Here is a 15276-nt window from a genome sequence, read left to right on the forward strand (position 1 = left end):
AATTACCGCCCCTGAAACACAGACGATTCGGGATCTGGTAATCGCACCCATGCAGCGTGGAGATATTAGCCAAAGTTCGTTTGCATTTCGCATCGCTCGTGATGGCGATGACTGGTATCAGGACGACGACGGCGTGCTGATACACGAAATCTATCAGGTATCCCGCCTGTTTGATGTATCACCAGTAACGTATCCTGCATATCAGCAGGCAGGCTCTTCTGTTCGTTCAATGCAGGCATGGCAAGAAGCACATGATAGTGGCGCTATGAAAAAGGCTGTTAACCAGCGGATGGCGCGAGAGCGTGTCATGCGATTGTTAAATATTTAATTAAATAATTATTTATCGAGAAATAACCTCGCTTAGGCGGGGTTTTTTTATACCCAAAGGAAATATCAGAATGAAACTTTATGAAGCAAAACAGAAACGCTCAACCATTGCTGGCGAAATGCGTAAGTTGCATGACGACATTGGGGATAATTCCTGGACGGAAGAGCAAAGCCGTAAGTGGGATGAAGCGAACAGCGAACTCACTCGTTTAGATCAGTTTATTAAGCGGGAGGAGGAAATCCAGTCTCTCGACGATACTTTTGTACAGGAACTCAACCCCGAACAGCGCGGTTTAATAAATCGTCCGGGGGACGTGGATGTAGACCGTCGTGCTGCTGCGTTTAACAAGTTTATCCGTGTTGGTCTTTCGGAAATGACTGTGGAAGAACGACAGGCGTTGAAAGAATTACGTGCGTCCGGCGACTGGCAGTCTACGGGATCGAATGAGAAAGGGGGGTTTACCGTACCTACTCAATTCTGGAATCGCGTTGTGGAGGCAATGAAGGCATACGGCGGTATTGCTTCAGTCGCGCAAATACTGACGACCCCAAATGGGCAGCCAATCGATTGGGTCTTCAGTGATGGTACTGAAGAAGAAGGGATGCTGATTGGCGAAAATGAAGCGGCAGAAGAAGAAGCGGCAAATTTTGGGTCTGTGCAGTTAGGTGCAAAAAAACTCACATCAAAAATCATTCGTGTGCCGAATGAGCTTTTACAAGACAGCGGAATCGATATCGAAGGGTTCTTAGCTGGACGCATTGCGCAACGTATTGGGCGTGGTGAGGCAAAGTACATCATTAACGGTGATGGTAGTGACACTAAAACTCCGAAGGGACTCGATAAGTGGGTTTCAAAGACAAAGGGTATCGCAGGTAGCTCACTGTCATGGGAAGACGTTCTCACGCTCAAGCATAGCGTTGACCCAGCCTATAGAAATTCGCCAAAGTTCCGTTTCGCTTTTAATGACAATACTTTGCTTGAGATAAGCAAAATGAAAGATGACCAGAATCGGCCTATCTGGTTACCTGATGTTGTGGGGATCGCCCCCGCTACTGTTTTTGCGACCCCTTATGTTGTTGATCAGGGCATTGCGGATATTGGCACTGGTAAATCCTTTATGTATTGCGGCGATTTCAGCCACTTTATCGTTCGCCGTGTCGAATATATGTTGCTACGTCGCTTAGTTGAACGTTACGCCGAGTATGATCAAACAGGATTTCTGGCATTTCATCGCTTTGATTGTGTACTCGAAGATGTCTCTGCCATTAAGGGATTAACCAGTCCTGATACAGGTATTGCCGTTACCGGCGTAACGCTGGACAAAACAACGCTGAGCGTTGCCGTTGGGGCCTCATCTGACGCACTGGTAGCGACCGTTGCGCCCGCCACGGCGACGAATAAGGCCGTTACCTGGGCTTCCGATAATGAAAAAGTCGCCACGGTTGCTGACGGTGTTGTCACTGGCGTCAAAGCAGGTACGGCCAATATCACGGCTAAAACTGCTGATGGTGGTAAGACGGCTACTTGTGCCGCGACAGTTGCTTAATGTGCGCCTGCCCTTGGAGGGCAGGCTTATTTGGGTGAGAGCATGATAATCACACTTGAAGAGATTAAGACGCAGTTACGGCTTGAACCAGATTATACGGCAGAAGATGGTTTACTTCAGGCTCTGGGAGCTGCGGCTGAGACCAGAACATCTACGTATCTTAACCGCAAATTGTACGCCGATTCAGTGCCTGATAGTGATCCTGATGGTCTGGTTCTGCCCGCCGATGTGCGACAGGGTATTTTGATGCTGGTTACGCATCTTTATGAAAGCCGATCATCCGTTTCTGATGTTGAAATGTCTGAAATGCCGCAGTCCTTTAACTGGCTGGTTGGCCCCTACCGGTTTATTCCGCTATGAAACGAGCGCCAGCACTAACCAGTGCGAATTACTCATTTCCTGACCCTGGGGAATTAAACAAGCGCGTGGCATACCGTAAGCGGATCAGTGTTCCCGGTGATAGTGGCACTCTGGTATCAAAAGACCTTTCGACGTTTGAGACATGGACTAAGGTCAGACAAACCGGGGCAGCTACTTATCAGGGAACGGTGCAGACGGATACGACAGTAACGCACTATCTCACTATTCGTTACCGCACTGATATTTCTTCAGAGTGGGAAGCGGTTGTATCTGGTGAAGTGATGCGAATTCGGCGAATACGTGATCTGAATAGCGCGGGACGCTTCCTGCTGCTTGAGTGTGAATCGAAGGGCGCTGCGGAAAATTACAGTGGGGGTGCTTATGGCTAGACCTGTTTTTCACGTTGATTTTGATACGCCGGAAAATCTGGTTTTTAACCGGGCCAAAATGCGGCGTGTTTTTTTTAAAATTGGTCAGATACACATGCGAGATGCCCGCCGCCTGGTTATGCGTCGTGGTGTCTCTGCTCCGGGAGAGAATCCAGGGTATCAGACCGGGGCTTTAGCGCGATCTATTGGTTATTGGGTGCCTAATGCTTCATCACGCCGTTCAGGGCTGATGGTGCGAATTGCACCGGGTGAATTGCGCGGGGATGGCGGCGGTCAGGCTCTGCCAGAGAAGAAGGATCGGCATGGTGGTAATGTTTTTTATCCTGCAGCGCTATTTTATGGAGTTCACCAGGGGGCCGTTAGGCAGAAAAAACACCATAAAAACACAACCGGCTCATCTGAATGGCGTATCGCTCCACGCAATAACTTTATGGTTGATGTGCTGGAGAGCCGTAAAGCATGGACACGCTATATATTGCAAAGGGCGCTGCGGGAATCGCTGCGGCCACCGAGAGTAAAAAGGGTGGTTAAATGAAGTTATCTTTAATTATTGAAGCACTGCGCGAAATATCACAGTCATTTGGTGGGCGTGTTGGTGGGGCTGCGGAGTTTAAGGCCATTGATAATGTCTCTCAAATGCAAGCGCCTGCTGCTTATGTCGTCCCAACGGGTGATAACGCTGGCGAACAGAAATCACAGACAGATTATGATCAGCTGGTGACGGAAGGTTTCGCGGTGATAGTTGCCTTAGATAACCGGGCCGATCAGCGCGGACAAAATGCATATGATTCGGTCAACGATATCAGGGCTGAAATCTGGGCGGCCCTGCTGGGATGGGAAGTCGATGAGAACACTTATCCCATCAAGTACGAAGGCGGGCAGGTTATCAGCATTAACCGCGAGCTACTCTACTATCAGTTCGACTTTTCAGCGGTACGTGAGGTGAGTGACGTCGATACTCGTCATGGTGCCGACCTTAGCAAATTGCCACCGCTCAAAACTGTCATGATAGATTTCGATTATGCCAGTCCTGGCGGCGGGCCGGATGGCGAGATAGAGCACCACGAAGAAATCCACTTCCCCTAAAAAAGAGTAACCCCATGTATGTAGTCCCTCAAAAAGGGCGATCAGTTCCTGATCCCGCCCGTGGCGACCTGTTGCCCGAAAAAGGGCGAAATGTCCCCAAAGATGGCTATTGGTTGCGTCGCTTAAAAGATGGTGACGTGAAAGAAGAAAAACCACCAAAGGAAAGTTAAATGGCTGATTCAGTTTCGTTTGAAAATTTGCCTTCAGATGTACAAGTGCCGTTGTTTTATGCAGAAATGGACAACAGTAAGGCAAATACTGCTCAGGATTCCGGGCCTTCACTTTTGATTGGTCAGGTTCTGCCTGAAGCCAGTATCGATCGTAACAAGCCGGTTATTATGCCTTCTGCTGATCTGGCTAAAAAAATCTGTGGGCGCGGTTCACAATTAGCACGGATGGTTGCCGCATACCGCGCAACTGATCCGTTTGGCGAACTTTACGTTATTGCTGTAGATGATGATAAACAGGGTACAAACGCCACTGGTACTGTATCGATATCAGGTACTGCTAATGCGGCTGGCACTATAAGTGTATATATCGGCACTAATCGGGTTCAGGCGGTTATTTCAGCTGATGATACGCCTATACAAAGTGCTCAGGCGCTGGCTGATGCGATTAATGCAAAAGCCGATTTGCCGGTTACGGCCACGGTTAAAGCAGCCTCTGTTAGCGTAGATGGCGTTAGTGTGTCGGGAGGGTCTTCTTCGCTGGCCGTGGGTGATAAAACCACGCTTACTGCTAACGTTTCCCCCAACAATGCCACGAATAAAACTGTTACCTGGACGGTGAATGATTCCAGCCTGGCAACGCTCGCACCATCCGGTAGCAATAACGAATCCTGCGAAGTAACAGCGGTTAAGGCTGGGACGGTAAAAGTCACGGTCACGACACAGGATGGTAATAAAACAGCAGATAAGAGCATTGTTATCTCAGCCCAGAGTGTTGCTGTCACCGGCGTAACGCTTGATAAAACAACGTTGAGTGTAGCCGTTGGCGCTTCCTCTGACCCACTGGCAGCAACCATTGCGCCTGCTACGGCGACGAACAAGGCTGTTACCTGGGCTTCAGACGATGAAACTATCGCAACTGTTGTTGATGGCGTCGTTACTGGCGTTAAAGCGGGCGCGGCAAATATCACGGTGACAACTAAGGATGGCAAAAAGACGGCTACTTGTGCCGCGACAGTTACTGCGCAGGTTAAATCAGCATCCGGGGTAAAAAGTGGCGTAACAACAGCGGTGGTTACGCTTACTGCTAAATATGCTGGCAAAGCCGGTAATGCCATTCCTCTGACGCTGAATTATTATGGAACGGTAGGTGGTGAAGAGACACCAGATGGACTCACCATCATTATTGATGGCATGAAAGGCGGTGAGGCCAGCTTGACGCCGGACGACGCTATAGCGGCAATGGGTGATGAGGCATTCGACTTTATCGGGCTGGCGTTAAATGATTCGGCGTCTCTGGCGACTATGGACGCTGAAATGAACGATTCATCCGGGCGCTGGAGCTGGGCAAGACAGCTTTATGGCCATGTTTACACGGCCCGAACCGGGACGTTATCGGAGCTGGTAGAGTTTGGTGATTCGTTCAATAAGCAACACCTCACCATTTGCGGATATGAGGTAGCAACGCAGACGCCCTATGATGAGCTGATTGGCTATCGTCTGGGCCGTCAGGCGGTGTTTTTACGTAATGATCCGGCACGGCCCACGCAAACGGGCGAGCTAACAGGCGCATTACCTGCACCAGTGGGAAGCCGTTTTACGCTTACGGAACAGCAGTCACTTTTGACTCACGGTATCGCTACAGCTTCTGTAACGTCTGGCGCGTTGTTAATTCAGCGAGATATTACGACTTACAAGAAAAACAAATATGGCGTAAGTGATAACAGCTACCTTGATTCTGAAACACTGCATACCTCAGCGTATGTTATTCGGAAATTAAAGAGTGCTATCACTTCAAAATACCCGCGTCACAAACTGGCAGATGACGGCACACGCTATGGCGCAGGACAGGCAATTGTTACGCCAGCCGTACTTAAAGGGGAAATCTGCGCTGTTTATCGTCAGTTAGAAACAGCGGGCATTGTTGAGAACTTCGACACGTTCAAATCAAATCTTAAAGTGGTGCGCAATGCTAATAACGTTAATCGCGTAGATGTATTGTTCCCACCTGATTATGTGAATCAGTTGCGCGTCTTTGCGCTTTTGAATCAATTCCGTCTGCAATATAGCGATGAGGAGATGGCTGCTAATGCCTAAGTTAGCTGGTACATGTTATATCAAAGTCGATGGACAGCAATTATCCGCAACTGGTGGTATTGAAGTTCCGATGAACACTAAAGTTAAGGATGATATTATTGGCCTCGATGGTTCTGTTGATTATAAGGAAACACACCGGGCAGCGTATACAAAGGCTACGCTAAAAGTACCTAAAACATTTCCGTTCTCAAAACTGGCGTCTTCTGAAAATATGACAGTAACTTCTGAGTTCGCTAACGGAATGGTTTATGTGCTTTCCGATGCATGGGTTCATGGGGAAATGAATTACAACCCCGAAGAAGGTACGGTAGAAGTAGAATTCCACAGTGAAAATGGTGATTTCCAATGATTGAAGAAAAGAAAGAGTTGGTTTTGTCCTCTCCTATTACTGCACATGGCGAAAAACTGCATGTACTGGAATTAAGGCAGCCGACTTATGATGAAATAACTAAATATGGCTTTCCTTTTTCAATAGGTGATGGGGAGGTTAAACCACTTTCCTCTGCCTGTCTGGAGTACATACCTGTGCTAGCAGGAATCCCTAAAAGTTCTGCTAAAAAAATCAATCTTTTCGATATTTTTAAAGCGTCAATGTTAATAGTTGGTTTTTTTACTCAGTCGGGGATCCAGAATGCGTCGGAAGTGGAAGGCTCCGAAGAAGAATCTTCAACACAGCATACTTCTGGAAAATAAATCCTCTTTCTTTAATGAAGGAACCAATCGGACAGTTTCTTGAATTAGAATCGGAAGCTGTGCGCATCAATGAGGATATAAAGGGTGGATAGTTTTGAACTAAAAGCCATTATAACCGCCGTTGACAAATTAACCGGGCCGCTACAGGGAATGCAGCGGCAGGTTAAAGGTTTTAAGAAAGAGATGGCTTCTCTTTCTAAAATCGCTTCAACAGCTGGTTTTGGTATTGCTGGAATGTTTGCCGTTCCCATTCATGAAGCCATTGAATTCGATGAAAAGATGTCGGAGGTCAGAAAGGTTGTCGAAGGGATGGACGATCAGAAAGCTTTCGCAAAGATGGGCAGAGATATATTAGATCTTTCCTCCTCTATCCCAATGTCAGCGGATGGCATAGCTGAGATTGTTGCCGCAGCCGGCCAGGCTGGTGTTGCACATACTGAACTTAAACAATTCGCCACAGATGCGGCAAAAACAGGTGTGGCGTTTGGTATGTCTGCGGAAGATGCCGGGCAGGCTATGACAGCATGGCGTGCAGCCTTCAAGATGCCCCAAGCTGATATTGAGAGACTATCAGATCAGGTTAGTTATCTTGGCCGTCATGGTAAGGCCACGGGGGCACAGATTGCATCTGTGGTAACAGATGTATCAAGTATTGCAAAAGCTGCACATGTTTCAGCAGAAGACCTGGCGGCACTTGCTGCAACAACAATGGGCGTGGGTGTTCAGTCCGACGTTGCTGCAACTGGTATTAAAAACTTTTTTAAAGCACTTACAAGTTCTAACTCTGGTAATGCTAAAAAAGTTTTCCACGCTATACATATGAACCCTTCACAGGTTGCTAATGGCATGGTGAAAGATGCGCGTGGAACAATGGTCAAGGTTTTGGAAGGAATAAATAAATTACCGGAAGCAAAAAAAGCCAAAGCATTAACTCTGCTTTTTGGTAGTGAGTCCTCAGCTGCTATTACTCCATTGCTTAACAATCTTGATAAGTTGAAAGAGTATTTTAGCGATGTTTCAGATGCGCAGAAATATACAGGCTCTACCCAGAAAGAATTTGAAGCGGTAACTAAGAATACTCAATCACAATTAAAAATACTTTCCAATAATTTAAATATTGTTGGGGTTGATGTTGGCAGTACGTTTCTCCCTGCTATCAATGATGCAGTTAAAGATATGGTGCCACTTATTCAACAGTTCGATGAGTTTGTGCAAAAAAATCCAGAAACAATCTCGCAGATAGCGAATCTTTCTAAATCCCTTATCGGAACTGGTCTTGCATTAGGCGCAGTGTCTAAGGCATCGAAAATACTTAATAACGTTATGGATTTGTCACCGGCAAAACTGGCAATAGCTGCGCTGGTGGGTGGTGCGTATCTTATTATTGACAATTGGGATCAGGTTGGTCCTGTTATCAGGGAGGTGTGGGGCGATATTGATGGTGTTGCTCAGGCATTGGGTGGGTGGGAGTCTGTTGCTGGTGGTGTTTCTCTGTATATGGGGGGGAAGTTTGCTCTTAATACTGTGGGTACGCTTAAAGACGCACTTTCGGTGGCTACAAAGTTACAGGGTGTTTTGTCAAAAATTGGTGGACTTGGAGCTACGACAATATATATAGCTGTCGCTATTGAAATGTTTAACCAACTCAAAGAAATTGAAGAAGCTGTGAAGCAAAAGGATGGGACTGATTCTTTTTGGACGTCACTTAAAAATAGGATGCACGGCGGTTGGTATCAGAACGAGGTAAATATTGCTAACAAGCAGGGAAGGCCAGTTGATAATATTTACGATTATAAACCGTTAGTTCCACTTGACCGTGCTGTATCGCCAACTAAACAGCAGACTGAACTTAAAGTAACGTTTGATAATGCTCCTCCAGGGATGCGAGTGCTCGACAATCCAAAAGCAGGTGATCCATATATGCGAGTTACATCTGATGTTGGTTATTCACCTTTCCGAAAACCTCAGTAATGCTGTAGTCGTGATGAAAATGTTTACATCGAAAAATAAACCCGCATTGCGGGTTTATTATTGGAGATAATTTATGGATGTAGATTCAGGTTGGCGTTCAAGGTTACGCCCTGCTTCATGGCGCGGCGTTAAATTTAGTATGGTCGATGATGAAGGCACGTTTGGGCGACGCGTTCAGGTACATGAATACCCTAACCGGGATAAGCCCTGGACAGAAGACTTAGGCCGCGCAACCAGACGTTTCAATATTAATGCCTATATTATCGGGGAAAATTATATTGATCAGCGGGATAAGCTGATTACCGCGATTGAAACGGCAGGTTCCGGTACGCTTGTTCACCCGACCTATGGAGAAATGAAGGGCAATATTGACGGGCAAGTGAGGGTTACTCACAGCACCACAGAAGGGAGAATGTGTCGGATCTCGTTCGCTTTTGTTGAGTCTGGCGAACTGACATTTCCTACTGCTGGCGCAGCGTCGGGACAAAAGCTATCGGGTGATGCTGATTCACTGGATAGCGCGATCAGTGACATGTTCTCATCCTTTTCTCTGGATGACGTTGTTCATTTCATTCAGGACGATGTAATCAGCAACGCTACGGCCATGCTGAATGATGTAGCGAACACTTTTCAGATGATCGATTCCGGCGTAACGGCAGCGATGCGTTTAATGCAGGGTGATTTATCTGTTCTTCTTAGCCCGCCCAGCACTTCAAATGACTTTGTTCAGGCACTGCAAAAGGCGTGGCGCACCGGTTCCCGTCTCTCTGGTGACTCTAAAGACCTGACGACGATGATCCAGACGTTCTCCGGCGTAACACTGGATAGCGGCCTGTCGCCCCGTGGCGTATGGGGTAACGATTCAGGCACACAAAAAACGCAAAAGTCGCTAAGTAATCTTGTTGCTGCAACAGTGCGAACGACAGCGATCAGCGAAGCGGCCCGAACGGTCGCGCTTCTTCCGCAGCCGGCACAGTCTGCTGCTTCATTAAACAGCGGTAATAGTACGGCCAGCAGTATCAATCGTAACGTTTCCGATATCGTGAATGTTACGCATCCTGCCCTGGACGCAGATGCAGCAACGAGCAAACCCGCAGATTACGTCTCTTGGGATGATCTCAGTGATATCAGAACGGCGCTCAATGACGCGATAGACAAAGAACAGCTGCGAACGACGAACGACACTCTTTTTCTATCACTGACAAACCTCCGGGCCTCTGTTAATCGGGACATTGCTTCTCGTCTGGCTCAGGTTGAAAAGACGGTCACGCGCACCCCTAAAGATGTTTTGCCAGCGCTGGTGCTGGCCGCTGAGTGGTTCGACGATGCCAGCCGCGAGACAGACATACTCACACGTAACACTGTCACGCATCCGGGCTTTGTTCCTGTTGAACAACTGAGGGTGCCGGTCAGATGAATAACATAGTATTCCTTCGTGTTAACGGTCGTGAATGGTGCGGCTGGACGTCGATACGTATCAGTGCGGGCATTGATCGCATGGCGCGGGATTTTAATGTTGAGATAACCAGCCAGTGGCCTGGCGATAACGAAAACAAAGCCGTTCCCAAAATAAAAAATGGTGACCGGGTTGAGGTATTGATTGGAACAGACCTTGTTTTAACGGGCTGGGTTGAGGCGTTGCCGGTGCGCTATGACGCTACCTCAATATCAATGTCGATAGTTGGCCGCAGTCTGACGGCTGACCTGATTGACTGTTCAGCAGTAGCCAATCAGCACACAGGAAAAACGCTCATCCAGATCGCTACCACGCTGGCAAAGCCGTTTGGCGTCACAGTGATAGACAATGGCGCGCCTACCGATTCCCTTATTGAAGCGCAGCCTGAACATGGTGAAACGGTAGTTGACGTTCTTAACCGGCTTTTGGGTCAGAGTCAGGCGCTGGCCTACGACGACGAGAAAGGTCAGTTGATTATTGGAACGGTAGGTTCAGGCAAGGCCAGCACGGCGCTGGTGCTGGGCGATAACATCCTGTCCTGTGATACCGAACGTAGTATTCGTGAGCGTTTCTCTGATTATCAGGTAAGCGGCCAGCGAGCCGGGAACGATGATGATTTTGGAGAGGCTACGATTGCGGCCATTAAGAACACATCCAGAGACGCAGCTGTAGGGCGTTACCGTCCACACCAGATACAGCAAACCGGCATGGCGACAACCGCGACCTGCAAATATCGATGCGAATTTGAGGCAAAGCAACGTGCGGCCAAAACTGACGAAACGACTTACACCGTACAGGGCTGGCGTCAGGGTGGTGGCGATCTATGGCGTCCGAACATGCGCGTTATTGTGTACGACCCCGTTTTGGGCTTTAACAACCGCGAAATGGTTATCGCTGAAGTCACCTACACCCTGAACCAGAGTGGCACGCTTTCAGAGCTGAGGGTTGGCCCTGCTGATGCGTACCTGCCCAAACCGCCGAAACTCAAAAAGCATAAAAAGCAGGAGGACGATTCATTTTGAGCATAAGAAGCAGCATAGCGAACATCGTTTCCCGCGTCGTGATAACTGGCCTCGATACAGCTAAGAAGTGTCAGATGGTTGGGGTGAAGATGCTGGCCGGTTCGCTTAAAGAAAATGTGGAGCACCTCGAATCTTACGGCTTCACGTCTGCCCCTCAAAACGGTGCAGAGGCTGTAATTCTGTTTCCGGGAGGGGATCGCTCTCATGGTGTTGTGCTGGCCGTAGGAGACCGCCGCTACCGGCTTAAAGGGCTTAAACAGGGTGAGGTAGCCATTTATACCGACGAGGGCGACAGCATAGTGCTGAAGCGCGGAAATGTTATCGAAATGTCCACGGGGGAGCTGAAAGTCACCGCAACAAAGAAAATTGGCCTTACTGCGCCTGATATTGAGCTTAACGCTACTAACAAAGCGGCCATGAATACCCCGCTGGTGGATATGTCGGGTAGCGCTAAAGCGGCTGAAGATATGAGTGACGGCAAAGGAACAATGGCCGCTATCCGGGAGGTATACGACGATCACGATCATGTGGACTCAACGGGCGGCACGACCAAGAAACCCGGTCAACTTATGGGCTGAGGTAACTGATGATTTATTACGTTGATGGCTTACTCACTGATTCCAGCGACATAACCGACCCTTTAACACGAGCAGTAATTATATCTCTCTTCACCTGGCGCAGAGCTGAGCCTGACGATGACACAGAGCGACCTTTTGGCTGGTGGGGCGACAGTTACCCGACAGTAGCCAATGATCGCATTGGTTCGCGCCTGTGGCTGCTTAGTCGTAGCAAACTTACTAATAACACCGTTGCCAGTGCGCGGAACTATGCCGAACAGGCGCTTGCCTGGATGACTGAAGACGGCGTAGCGGCCCGGATTGATATTGATGTTTCACGCACGGGGCTTTCATCGCTGAAGTTGAGCGTTGTTATCTGGCAGCGTGACGGCAGCAGGCACGCTCTGATTTTTGACGATATCTGGCAAGGAGTTTTGAATGGCTGACAGTGATTTTTCTCGTCCTGAACTGCCTGAGTTGATCAGCACGATCAGAAGTGATTTGTTAACCCGCTTTGAGGATGACGTATTGTTGCGCCGTCTCGATGCTGAGGTTTATGCGCGAGTAATGGCCGCAGCGGTGCATACGCTTTATGGATACCTCGATTATCTGGCCCGCAATATTTTACCCGATCAGGCCGACGAAAGCTGGCTTGTGCGTCACGGTAATCTGAAACGAGTCCCACGTAAGCAGGCTACAACAGCGGCGGGTTATGTGCGCTGGGAGGGCGTGCAGAACGTCATTACTCTGCCAGCAGGAACGCTTATTCAGCGAGACGATCAAACAGAATTTTCCACGACCGCAGATGCAACTGTTGCTGATGGGGTATTGCGAGCGCCGATTGAGGCAGAGACGGCAGGCACAGCAGCGAACACGGACGATGGGGTAGCCTTGAGGCTGCTGGAGCCTGTCTCCGGGCTTTCATCAACCGGATATGCCGATACCGTGCAAGGCGGTACGGATATCGAAAGCATAGAGGAATGGCGATCACGGATTATGGCCCGCTGGTATTACACCCCGCAGGGCGGCGCGGATGAGGATTATGTTATCTGGGCTACCGATATCGCCGGAATCAGTCGGGCGTGGACGTATCGTCACTATTCAGGCATTGGCACTGTTGGCGTGATGGTGGCAACCAGTAATCCTGATTCACCTATCCCCGATGACACGCTGATTGCTGCAGTCCGACAACACATTTTGCCGTTAGCGCCGGTAGCCGGTTCTGGCTTAACGATATTTGCGCCTACGGCCAAAAAAATCGACATGACTATAGCGTTAGCCAAAGACACCGCCGCTATCCGTCAGGCTGCACAGAAAGAGCTTAAATCTTTCCTTCTTCGTGCCGGTAAGCCATCCGAAAAACTTTTTTACTCTGATTTCAGTGAAGCGATCAGCCTTGCTTCGGGAGACGTTGCACACCGAATTGAGGTTCCTACCGGCGACATCGAGCTTTCCCAATATGAATTACCGGTATTGGGTGAAATCACTTGGGTAACTTATGAGAAGAAGGACAACGGCTGATGGCTCTTCAGGATGAGTACACCCGATTGCTGGTGAACCTTCTTCCACCAGGTCCTGCATGGGAGGGTGATAACGCGTTGCTGGAGGGGTTAGCCCCTTCTCTGGCTCGCGTACATAAACGCACACAGGACTTAACCACAGAAATAGACCCCGGTTCTACAGTGGAGCTTATCGACCGCTATGAGGCACTTTGCGGCCTTCCTGATGCATGTGCGCCGGATGGCGTACAGACACTGGCGCAACGACAGCGCCGCCTCGATGCGAAGGTCAACGGCTATGGTGGGATAAATGAGGCGTTTTACCGCCGACAGCTTGACGCCTTGGGGTACACGACGACCACAATCACGCAGTACCAAAACGATGACAAATCCCCTGATGCGGATTGGGGCGAATACTGGCGCTATTACTGGAAAGTCAACATTCCAGAAAATGCGAACGTAAAGCGCATGACGTGTCGCAGCAAGTGTAACGAAGCGCTCCGAACGTGGGGCGACACCGTTGTTGAGTGCGTAATAGACAAGCTTTGCCCGTCGCACACCGTAGTTGTTTTTGCATACGACGGGCAGGATGAAGTGACGGAGTACAAAAAAAATGCATCGAATTGACACCAGTACGGCTCAGAAAGACAAATTTGGGCAGGGTAAAAACGGCTTCACAGATGGCGATCCGTCAACTGGCAGGCAGTCTACAGACCTTAATGCAGACATGTTTGATGCGCTTCAGGAAGAGGTTTGCGCCGTTATTGAGGCCGCGAATATAACACTAAAAAAAGGTGAACTTAATCAGCTACTAACGGCGCTGAAAGTCCTGTTTCTTGCAGAAGACGACAGCCGCGTTAGCGGTGCGCTGCAGAAAGATAAAAACCTGTCCGATCTGACTGACTCTGCCAAAGCCCGGGAAGCCCTTGCGCTTGATAAGGTCGGTAACTGGGTTGCTGTACAGCAGGGCGGTGGCACCGGCATGAAAGATAATAAGGTCTATGTAGGCTGGGACGGCAAAAAAGCTCTTCTCCAGATAGACTCTACTCAAATGGGCGAGCTGTTCTACAACAATAATCCACCGCCTTATCCTGTAACCAGCGTAAACAGTAAAACAGGTGCGGTAAGCCTGGGTAAATCAGATGTAGGTCTGGGAAACGTTGGTAACTGGGTGGCCGTTCAGCAGGGCGGGGGAGCAAACCAGGGTTCTAATAAAATTTATCTTGGCTGGGGAGCTGACGGGAAACTCAGGCTGACCGTTGACTCATCAGATGAGGGGGCTATGTATTACGAAAATAATCCGCCTCCTTATCCGGTAACGAGCGTTAACGGCGCGACGGGCGCAGTGACAACAGCAACGGCTAATCTGGCGGGCGGCTGGGAAAAGAATTCCGCTACTGGCCGCATCCGTCAGTGGGGTTCGATAAATGCCGGAACTCGCGGACATTACCAAGTTAATTTTCCAATCACGTTTCCAAATGCCTGCGCCAACGTGCAGGTAACTGCTGTAGATAATGGTGTCACAGTTTATTCAGATAACTATGCAACCGCAGGCAATGTTACGCAGGCTGGTTTTTTATGTGGTCAGGACAATAACGGAGCGTATTGGGAAGCTATAGGCTGGTGAGAATATGGATACTATTTATTACAGTGCGAAAAATAACGGCTTTTATCACTCTGAGCTGGAAGATGATTATAAGTCCTCTCCTGACGGCTGGCCTGACGATGCCGTCGCTGTCTCGGATGAGCAATACCAGACTCTGCTCAATGGTCAGGCAAACGGTAAGGTCATTACCCCGGACGGCACTGGTAAGCCTGTTCTGACCGACCCGGTAATCGACTGGCAGGCCAGAGCTGAAGCACAACGTCAAAGCCTGCTCACCGCTGCGAACGCCACCATGACCGCGTGGGAAAGAGAAGAAAGCGCAGGCATTCTCGACGATGACGACAAAGCCAGCCTTATCGAGTGGACGAAATACGCCAAAGTGCTGCGAAAGCTGGATCTCAGCAGCGTCAACGATGAGGCGGGATATAACGCGATTGTCTGGCCGGAGAAGCCGATAGCGTAAAATCTTTGGATCCTTTCAAGGATCCAGGATCTTTTG

19 protein-coding genes and 1 pseudogene are annotated in these 15276 nt (G+C 49.1%); all 20 read left to right on the forward strand.

What is annotated here, in order from left to right:
• The coding region (locus F3I44_RS22350; RefSeq protein ID WP_190315728.1) for an HK97 family phage prohead protease at positions 1-328 on the forward strand (328 nt) is incomplete at its 5' end.
• A 70-nt stretch (positions 329-398) separates the two neighbouring features.
• Positions 399-1604, forward strand: a pseudogene (locus F3I44_RS22355) (phage major capsid protein); the annotation flags it as partial.
• 18 nt (positions 1605-1622) lie between these two features.
• On the forward strand, positions 1623-1874 hold the full coding sequence (locus tag F3I44_RS24375) for an Ig domain-containing protein (protein WP_370452882.1): 252 nt from the start codon (positions 1623-1625) through the stop codon (positions 1872-1874).
• A gap of 42 nt (positions 1875-1916) precedes the next feature.
• Complete coding sequence (locus tag F3I44_RS22360; RefSeq protein WP_150015741.1) at positions 1917-2234, forward strand: head-tail connector protein; 318 nt, start codon at positions 1917-1919, stop codon at positions 2232-2234.
• Positions 2231-2623, forward strand: coding sequence for a phage head closure protein (locus F3I44_RS22365; protein ID WP_150015742.1), 393 nt, complete (start codon positions 2231-2233; stop codon positions 2621-2623). Before F3I44_RS22360 ends, F3I44_RS22365 begins: the two co-directional genes overlap by 4 nt.
• The gene (locus tag F3I44_RS22370; RefSeq protein WP_150015743.1) at positions 2616-3158 is read left to right on the forward strand and encodes a hypothetical protein; all 543 of its coding nucleotides are present in this window, start codon (positions 2616-2618) and stop codon (positions 3156-3158) included. Before F3I44_RS22365 ends, F3I44_RS22370 begins: the two co-directional genes overlap by 8 nt.
• Entirely contained in the window at positions 3155-3709 is a 555-nt protein-coding gene (locus tag F3I44_RS22375; RefSeq protein ID WP_150015744.1) for a hypothetical protein, read from the forward strand. The genes F3I44_RS22370 and F3I44_RS22375 overlap by 4 nt, the downstream gene beginning before the upstream one ends.
• Before the next feature lie 14 nt (positions 3710-3723).
• Entirely contained in the window at positions 3724-3879 is a 156-nt protein-coding gene (locus tag F3I44_RS22380) for a DUF2635 domain-containing protein (protein ID WP_150015745.1), read from the forward strand.
• A gap of 225 nt (positions 3880-4104) precedes the next feature.
• Entirely contained in the window at positions 4105-5973 is a 1869-nt protein-coding gene (locus F3I44_RS22385) for a phage tail sheath subtilisin-like domain-containing protein (RefSeq protein WP_370452884.1), read from the forward strand.
• Positions 5966-6322, forward strand: coding sequence for a phage tail tube protein (locus F3I44_RS22390; RefSeq protein ID WP_150015747.1), 357 nt, complete (start codon positions 5966-5968; stop codon positions 6320-6322). The genes F3I44_RS22385 and F3I44_RS22390 overlap by 8 nt, the downstream gene beginning before the upstream one ends.
• Positions 6319-6666 carry a phage tail assembly protein gene (locus F3I44_RS22395; protein ID WP_150015748.1) on the forward strand — a complete coding sequence of 116 codons (348 nt, stop codon included), beginning with the start codon at positions 6319-6321 and terminating at the stop codon, positions 6664-6666. The genes F3I44_RS22390 and F3I44_RS22395 overlap by 4 nt, the downstream gene beginning before the upstream one ends.
• A gap of 84 nt (positions 6667-6750) precedes the next feature.
• A complete protein-coding gene (locus F3I44_RS22400) occupies positions 6751-8637 on the forward strand; it encodes a phage tail tape measure protein (RefSeq protein WP_223811735.1) in 1887 nt (628 codons plus the stop codon).
• A 73-nt stretch (positions 8638-8710) separates the two neighbouring features.
• On the forward strand, positions 8711-10054 hold the full coding sequence (locus tag F3I44_RS22405; RefSeq protein ID WP_150015749.1) for a DNA circularization protein: 1344 nt from the start codon (positions 8711-8713) through the stop codon (positions 10052-10054).
• On the forward strand, positions 10051-11115 hold the full coding sequence (locus tag F3I44_RS22410; protein ID WP_150015750.1) for a phage baseplate assembly protein: 1065 nt from the start codon (positions 10051-10053) through the stop codon (positions 11113-11115). Before F3I44_RS22405 ends, F3I44_RS22410 begins: the two co-directional genes overlap by 4 nt.
• Positions 11112-11693 (forward strand): phage baseplate assembly protein V, encoded by a 582-nt coding sequence (locus F3I44_RS22415; RefSeq protein WP_150015751.1) that lies wholly within the window; start codon positions 11112-11114, stop codon positions 11691-11693. The genes F3I44_RS22410 and F3I44_RS22415 overlap by 4 nt, the downstream gene beginning before the upstream one ends.
• A gap of 8 nt (positions 11694-11701) precedes the next feature.
• Entirely contained in the window at positions 11702-12118 is a 417-nt protein-coding gene (locus F3I44_RS22420; protein ID WP_150015752.1) for a phage GP46 family protein, read from the forward strand.
• A complete protein-coding gene (locus F3I44_RS22425; protein WP_150015753.1) occupies positions 12111-13193 on the forward strand; it encodes a baseplate J/gp47 family protein in 1083 nt (360 codons plus the stop codon). Before F3I44_RS22420 ends, F3I44_RS22425 begins: the two co-directional genes overlap by 8 nt.
• Complete coding sequence (locus tag F3I44_RS22430; RefSeq protein WP_150015754.1) at positions 13193-13798, forward strand: YmfQ family protein; 606 nt, start codon at positions 13193-13195, stop codon at positions 13796-13798. The genes F3I44_RS22425 and F3I44_RS22430 overlap by 1 nt, the downstream gene beginning before the upstream one ends.
• Positions 13785-14798 (forward strand): hypothetical protein, encoded by a 1014-nt coding sequence (locus tag F3I44_RS24170; protein ID WP_150019645.1) that lies wholly within the window; start codon positions 13785-13787, stop codon positions 14796-14798. The genes F3I44_RS22430 and F3I44_RS24170 overlap by 14 nt, the downstream gene beginning before the upstream one ends.
• Positions 14799-14802: 4 nt before the next feature.
• The gene (locus F3I44_RS22440) at positions 14803-15240 is read left to right on the forward strand and encodes a tail fiber assembly protein (protein WP_150015708.1); all 438 of its coding nucleotides are present in this window, start codon (positions 14803-14805) and stop codon (positions 15238-15240) included.
• Positions 15241-15276: the final 36 nt, after the last annotated feature.

The sequence above is a fragment of the Pantoea sp. F_5 genome (assembly GCF_008631595.1).
In the GTDB taxonomy this organism is placed as follows: Bacteria; Pseudomonadota; Gammaproteobacteria; order Enterobacterales; family Enterobacteriaceae; genus Pantoea; species Pantoea gossypiicola.

Excerpts from the sequence above, each read along its gene's own strand:
- F3I44_RS22405 (WP_150015749.1), top strand. The coding sequence starts at position 8,711 with ATGGATGTAGATTCAGGTTGGCGTTCAAGGTTACGCCCTGCTTCATGG.
- F3I44_RS22395 (WP_150015748.1), top strand. The coding sequence starts at position 6,319 with ATGATTGAAGAAAAGAAAGAGTTGGTTTTGTCCTCTCCTATTACTGCA.
- F3I44_RS22365 (WP_150015742.1), top strand. The coding sequence starts at position 2,231 with ATGAAACGAGCGCCAGCACTAACCAGTGCGAATTACTCATTTCCTGAC.
- F3I44_RS22425 (WP_150015753.1), top strand. The coding sequence starts at position 12,111 with ATGGCTGACAGTGATTTTTCTCGTCCTGAACTGCCTGAGTTGATCAGC.
- F3I44_RS22440 (WP_150015708.1), top strand. The coding sequence starts at position 14,803 with ATGGATACTATTTATTACAGTGCGAAAAATAACGGCTTTTATCACTCT.
- F3I44_RS22390 (WP_150015747.1), top strand. The coding sequence starts at position 5,966 with ATGCCTAAGTTAGCTGGTACATGTTATATCAAAGTCGATGGACAGCAA.
- F3I44_RS22370 (WP_150015743.1), top strand. The coding sequence starts at position 2,616 with ATGGCTAGACCTGTTTTTCACGTTGATTTTGATACGCCGGAAAATCTG.
- F3I44_RS24170 (WP_150019645.1), top strand. The coding sequence starts at position 13,785 with ATGCATCGAATTGACACCAGTACGGCTCAGAAAGACAAATTTGGGCAG.
- F3I44_RS22410 (WP_150015750.1), top strand. The coding sequence starts at position 10,051 with ATGAATAACATAGTATTCCTTCGTGTTAACGGTCGTGAATGGTGCGGC.
- F3I44_RS22430 (WP_150015754.1), top strand. The coding sequence starts at position 13,193 with ATGGCTCTTCAGGATGAGTACACCCGATTGCTGGTGAACCTTCTTCCA.
- F3I44_RS22385 (WP_370452884.1), top strand. The coding sequence starts at position 4,105 with ATGGTTGCCGCATACCGCGCAACTGATCCGTTTGGCGAACTTTACGTT.
- F3I44_RS22420 (WP_150015752.1), top strand. The coding sequence starts at position 11,702 with ATGATTTATTACGTTGATGGCTTACTCACTGATTCCAGCGACATAACC.
- F3I44_RS22380 (WP_150015745.1), top strand. The coding sequence starts at position 3,724 with ATGTATGTAGTCCCTCAAAAAGGGCGATCAGTTCCTGATCCCGCCCGT.
- F3I44_RS22360 (WP_150015741.1), top strand. The coding sequence starts at position 1,917 with ATGATAATCACACTTGAAGAGATTAAGACGCAGTTACGGCTTGAACCA.
- F3I44_RS22375 (WP_150015744.1), top strand. The coding sequence starts at position 3,155 with ATGAAGTTATCTTTAATTATTGAAGCACTGCGCGAAATATCACAGTCA.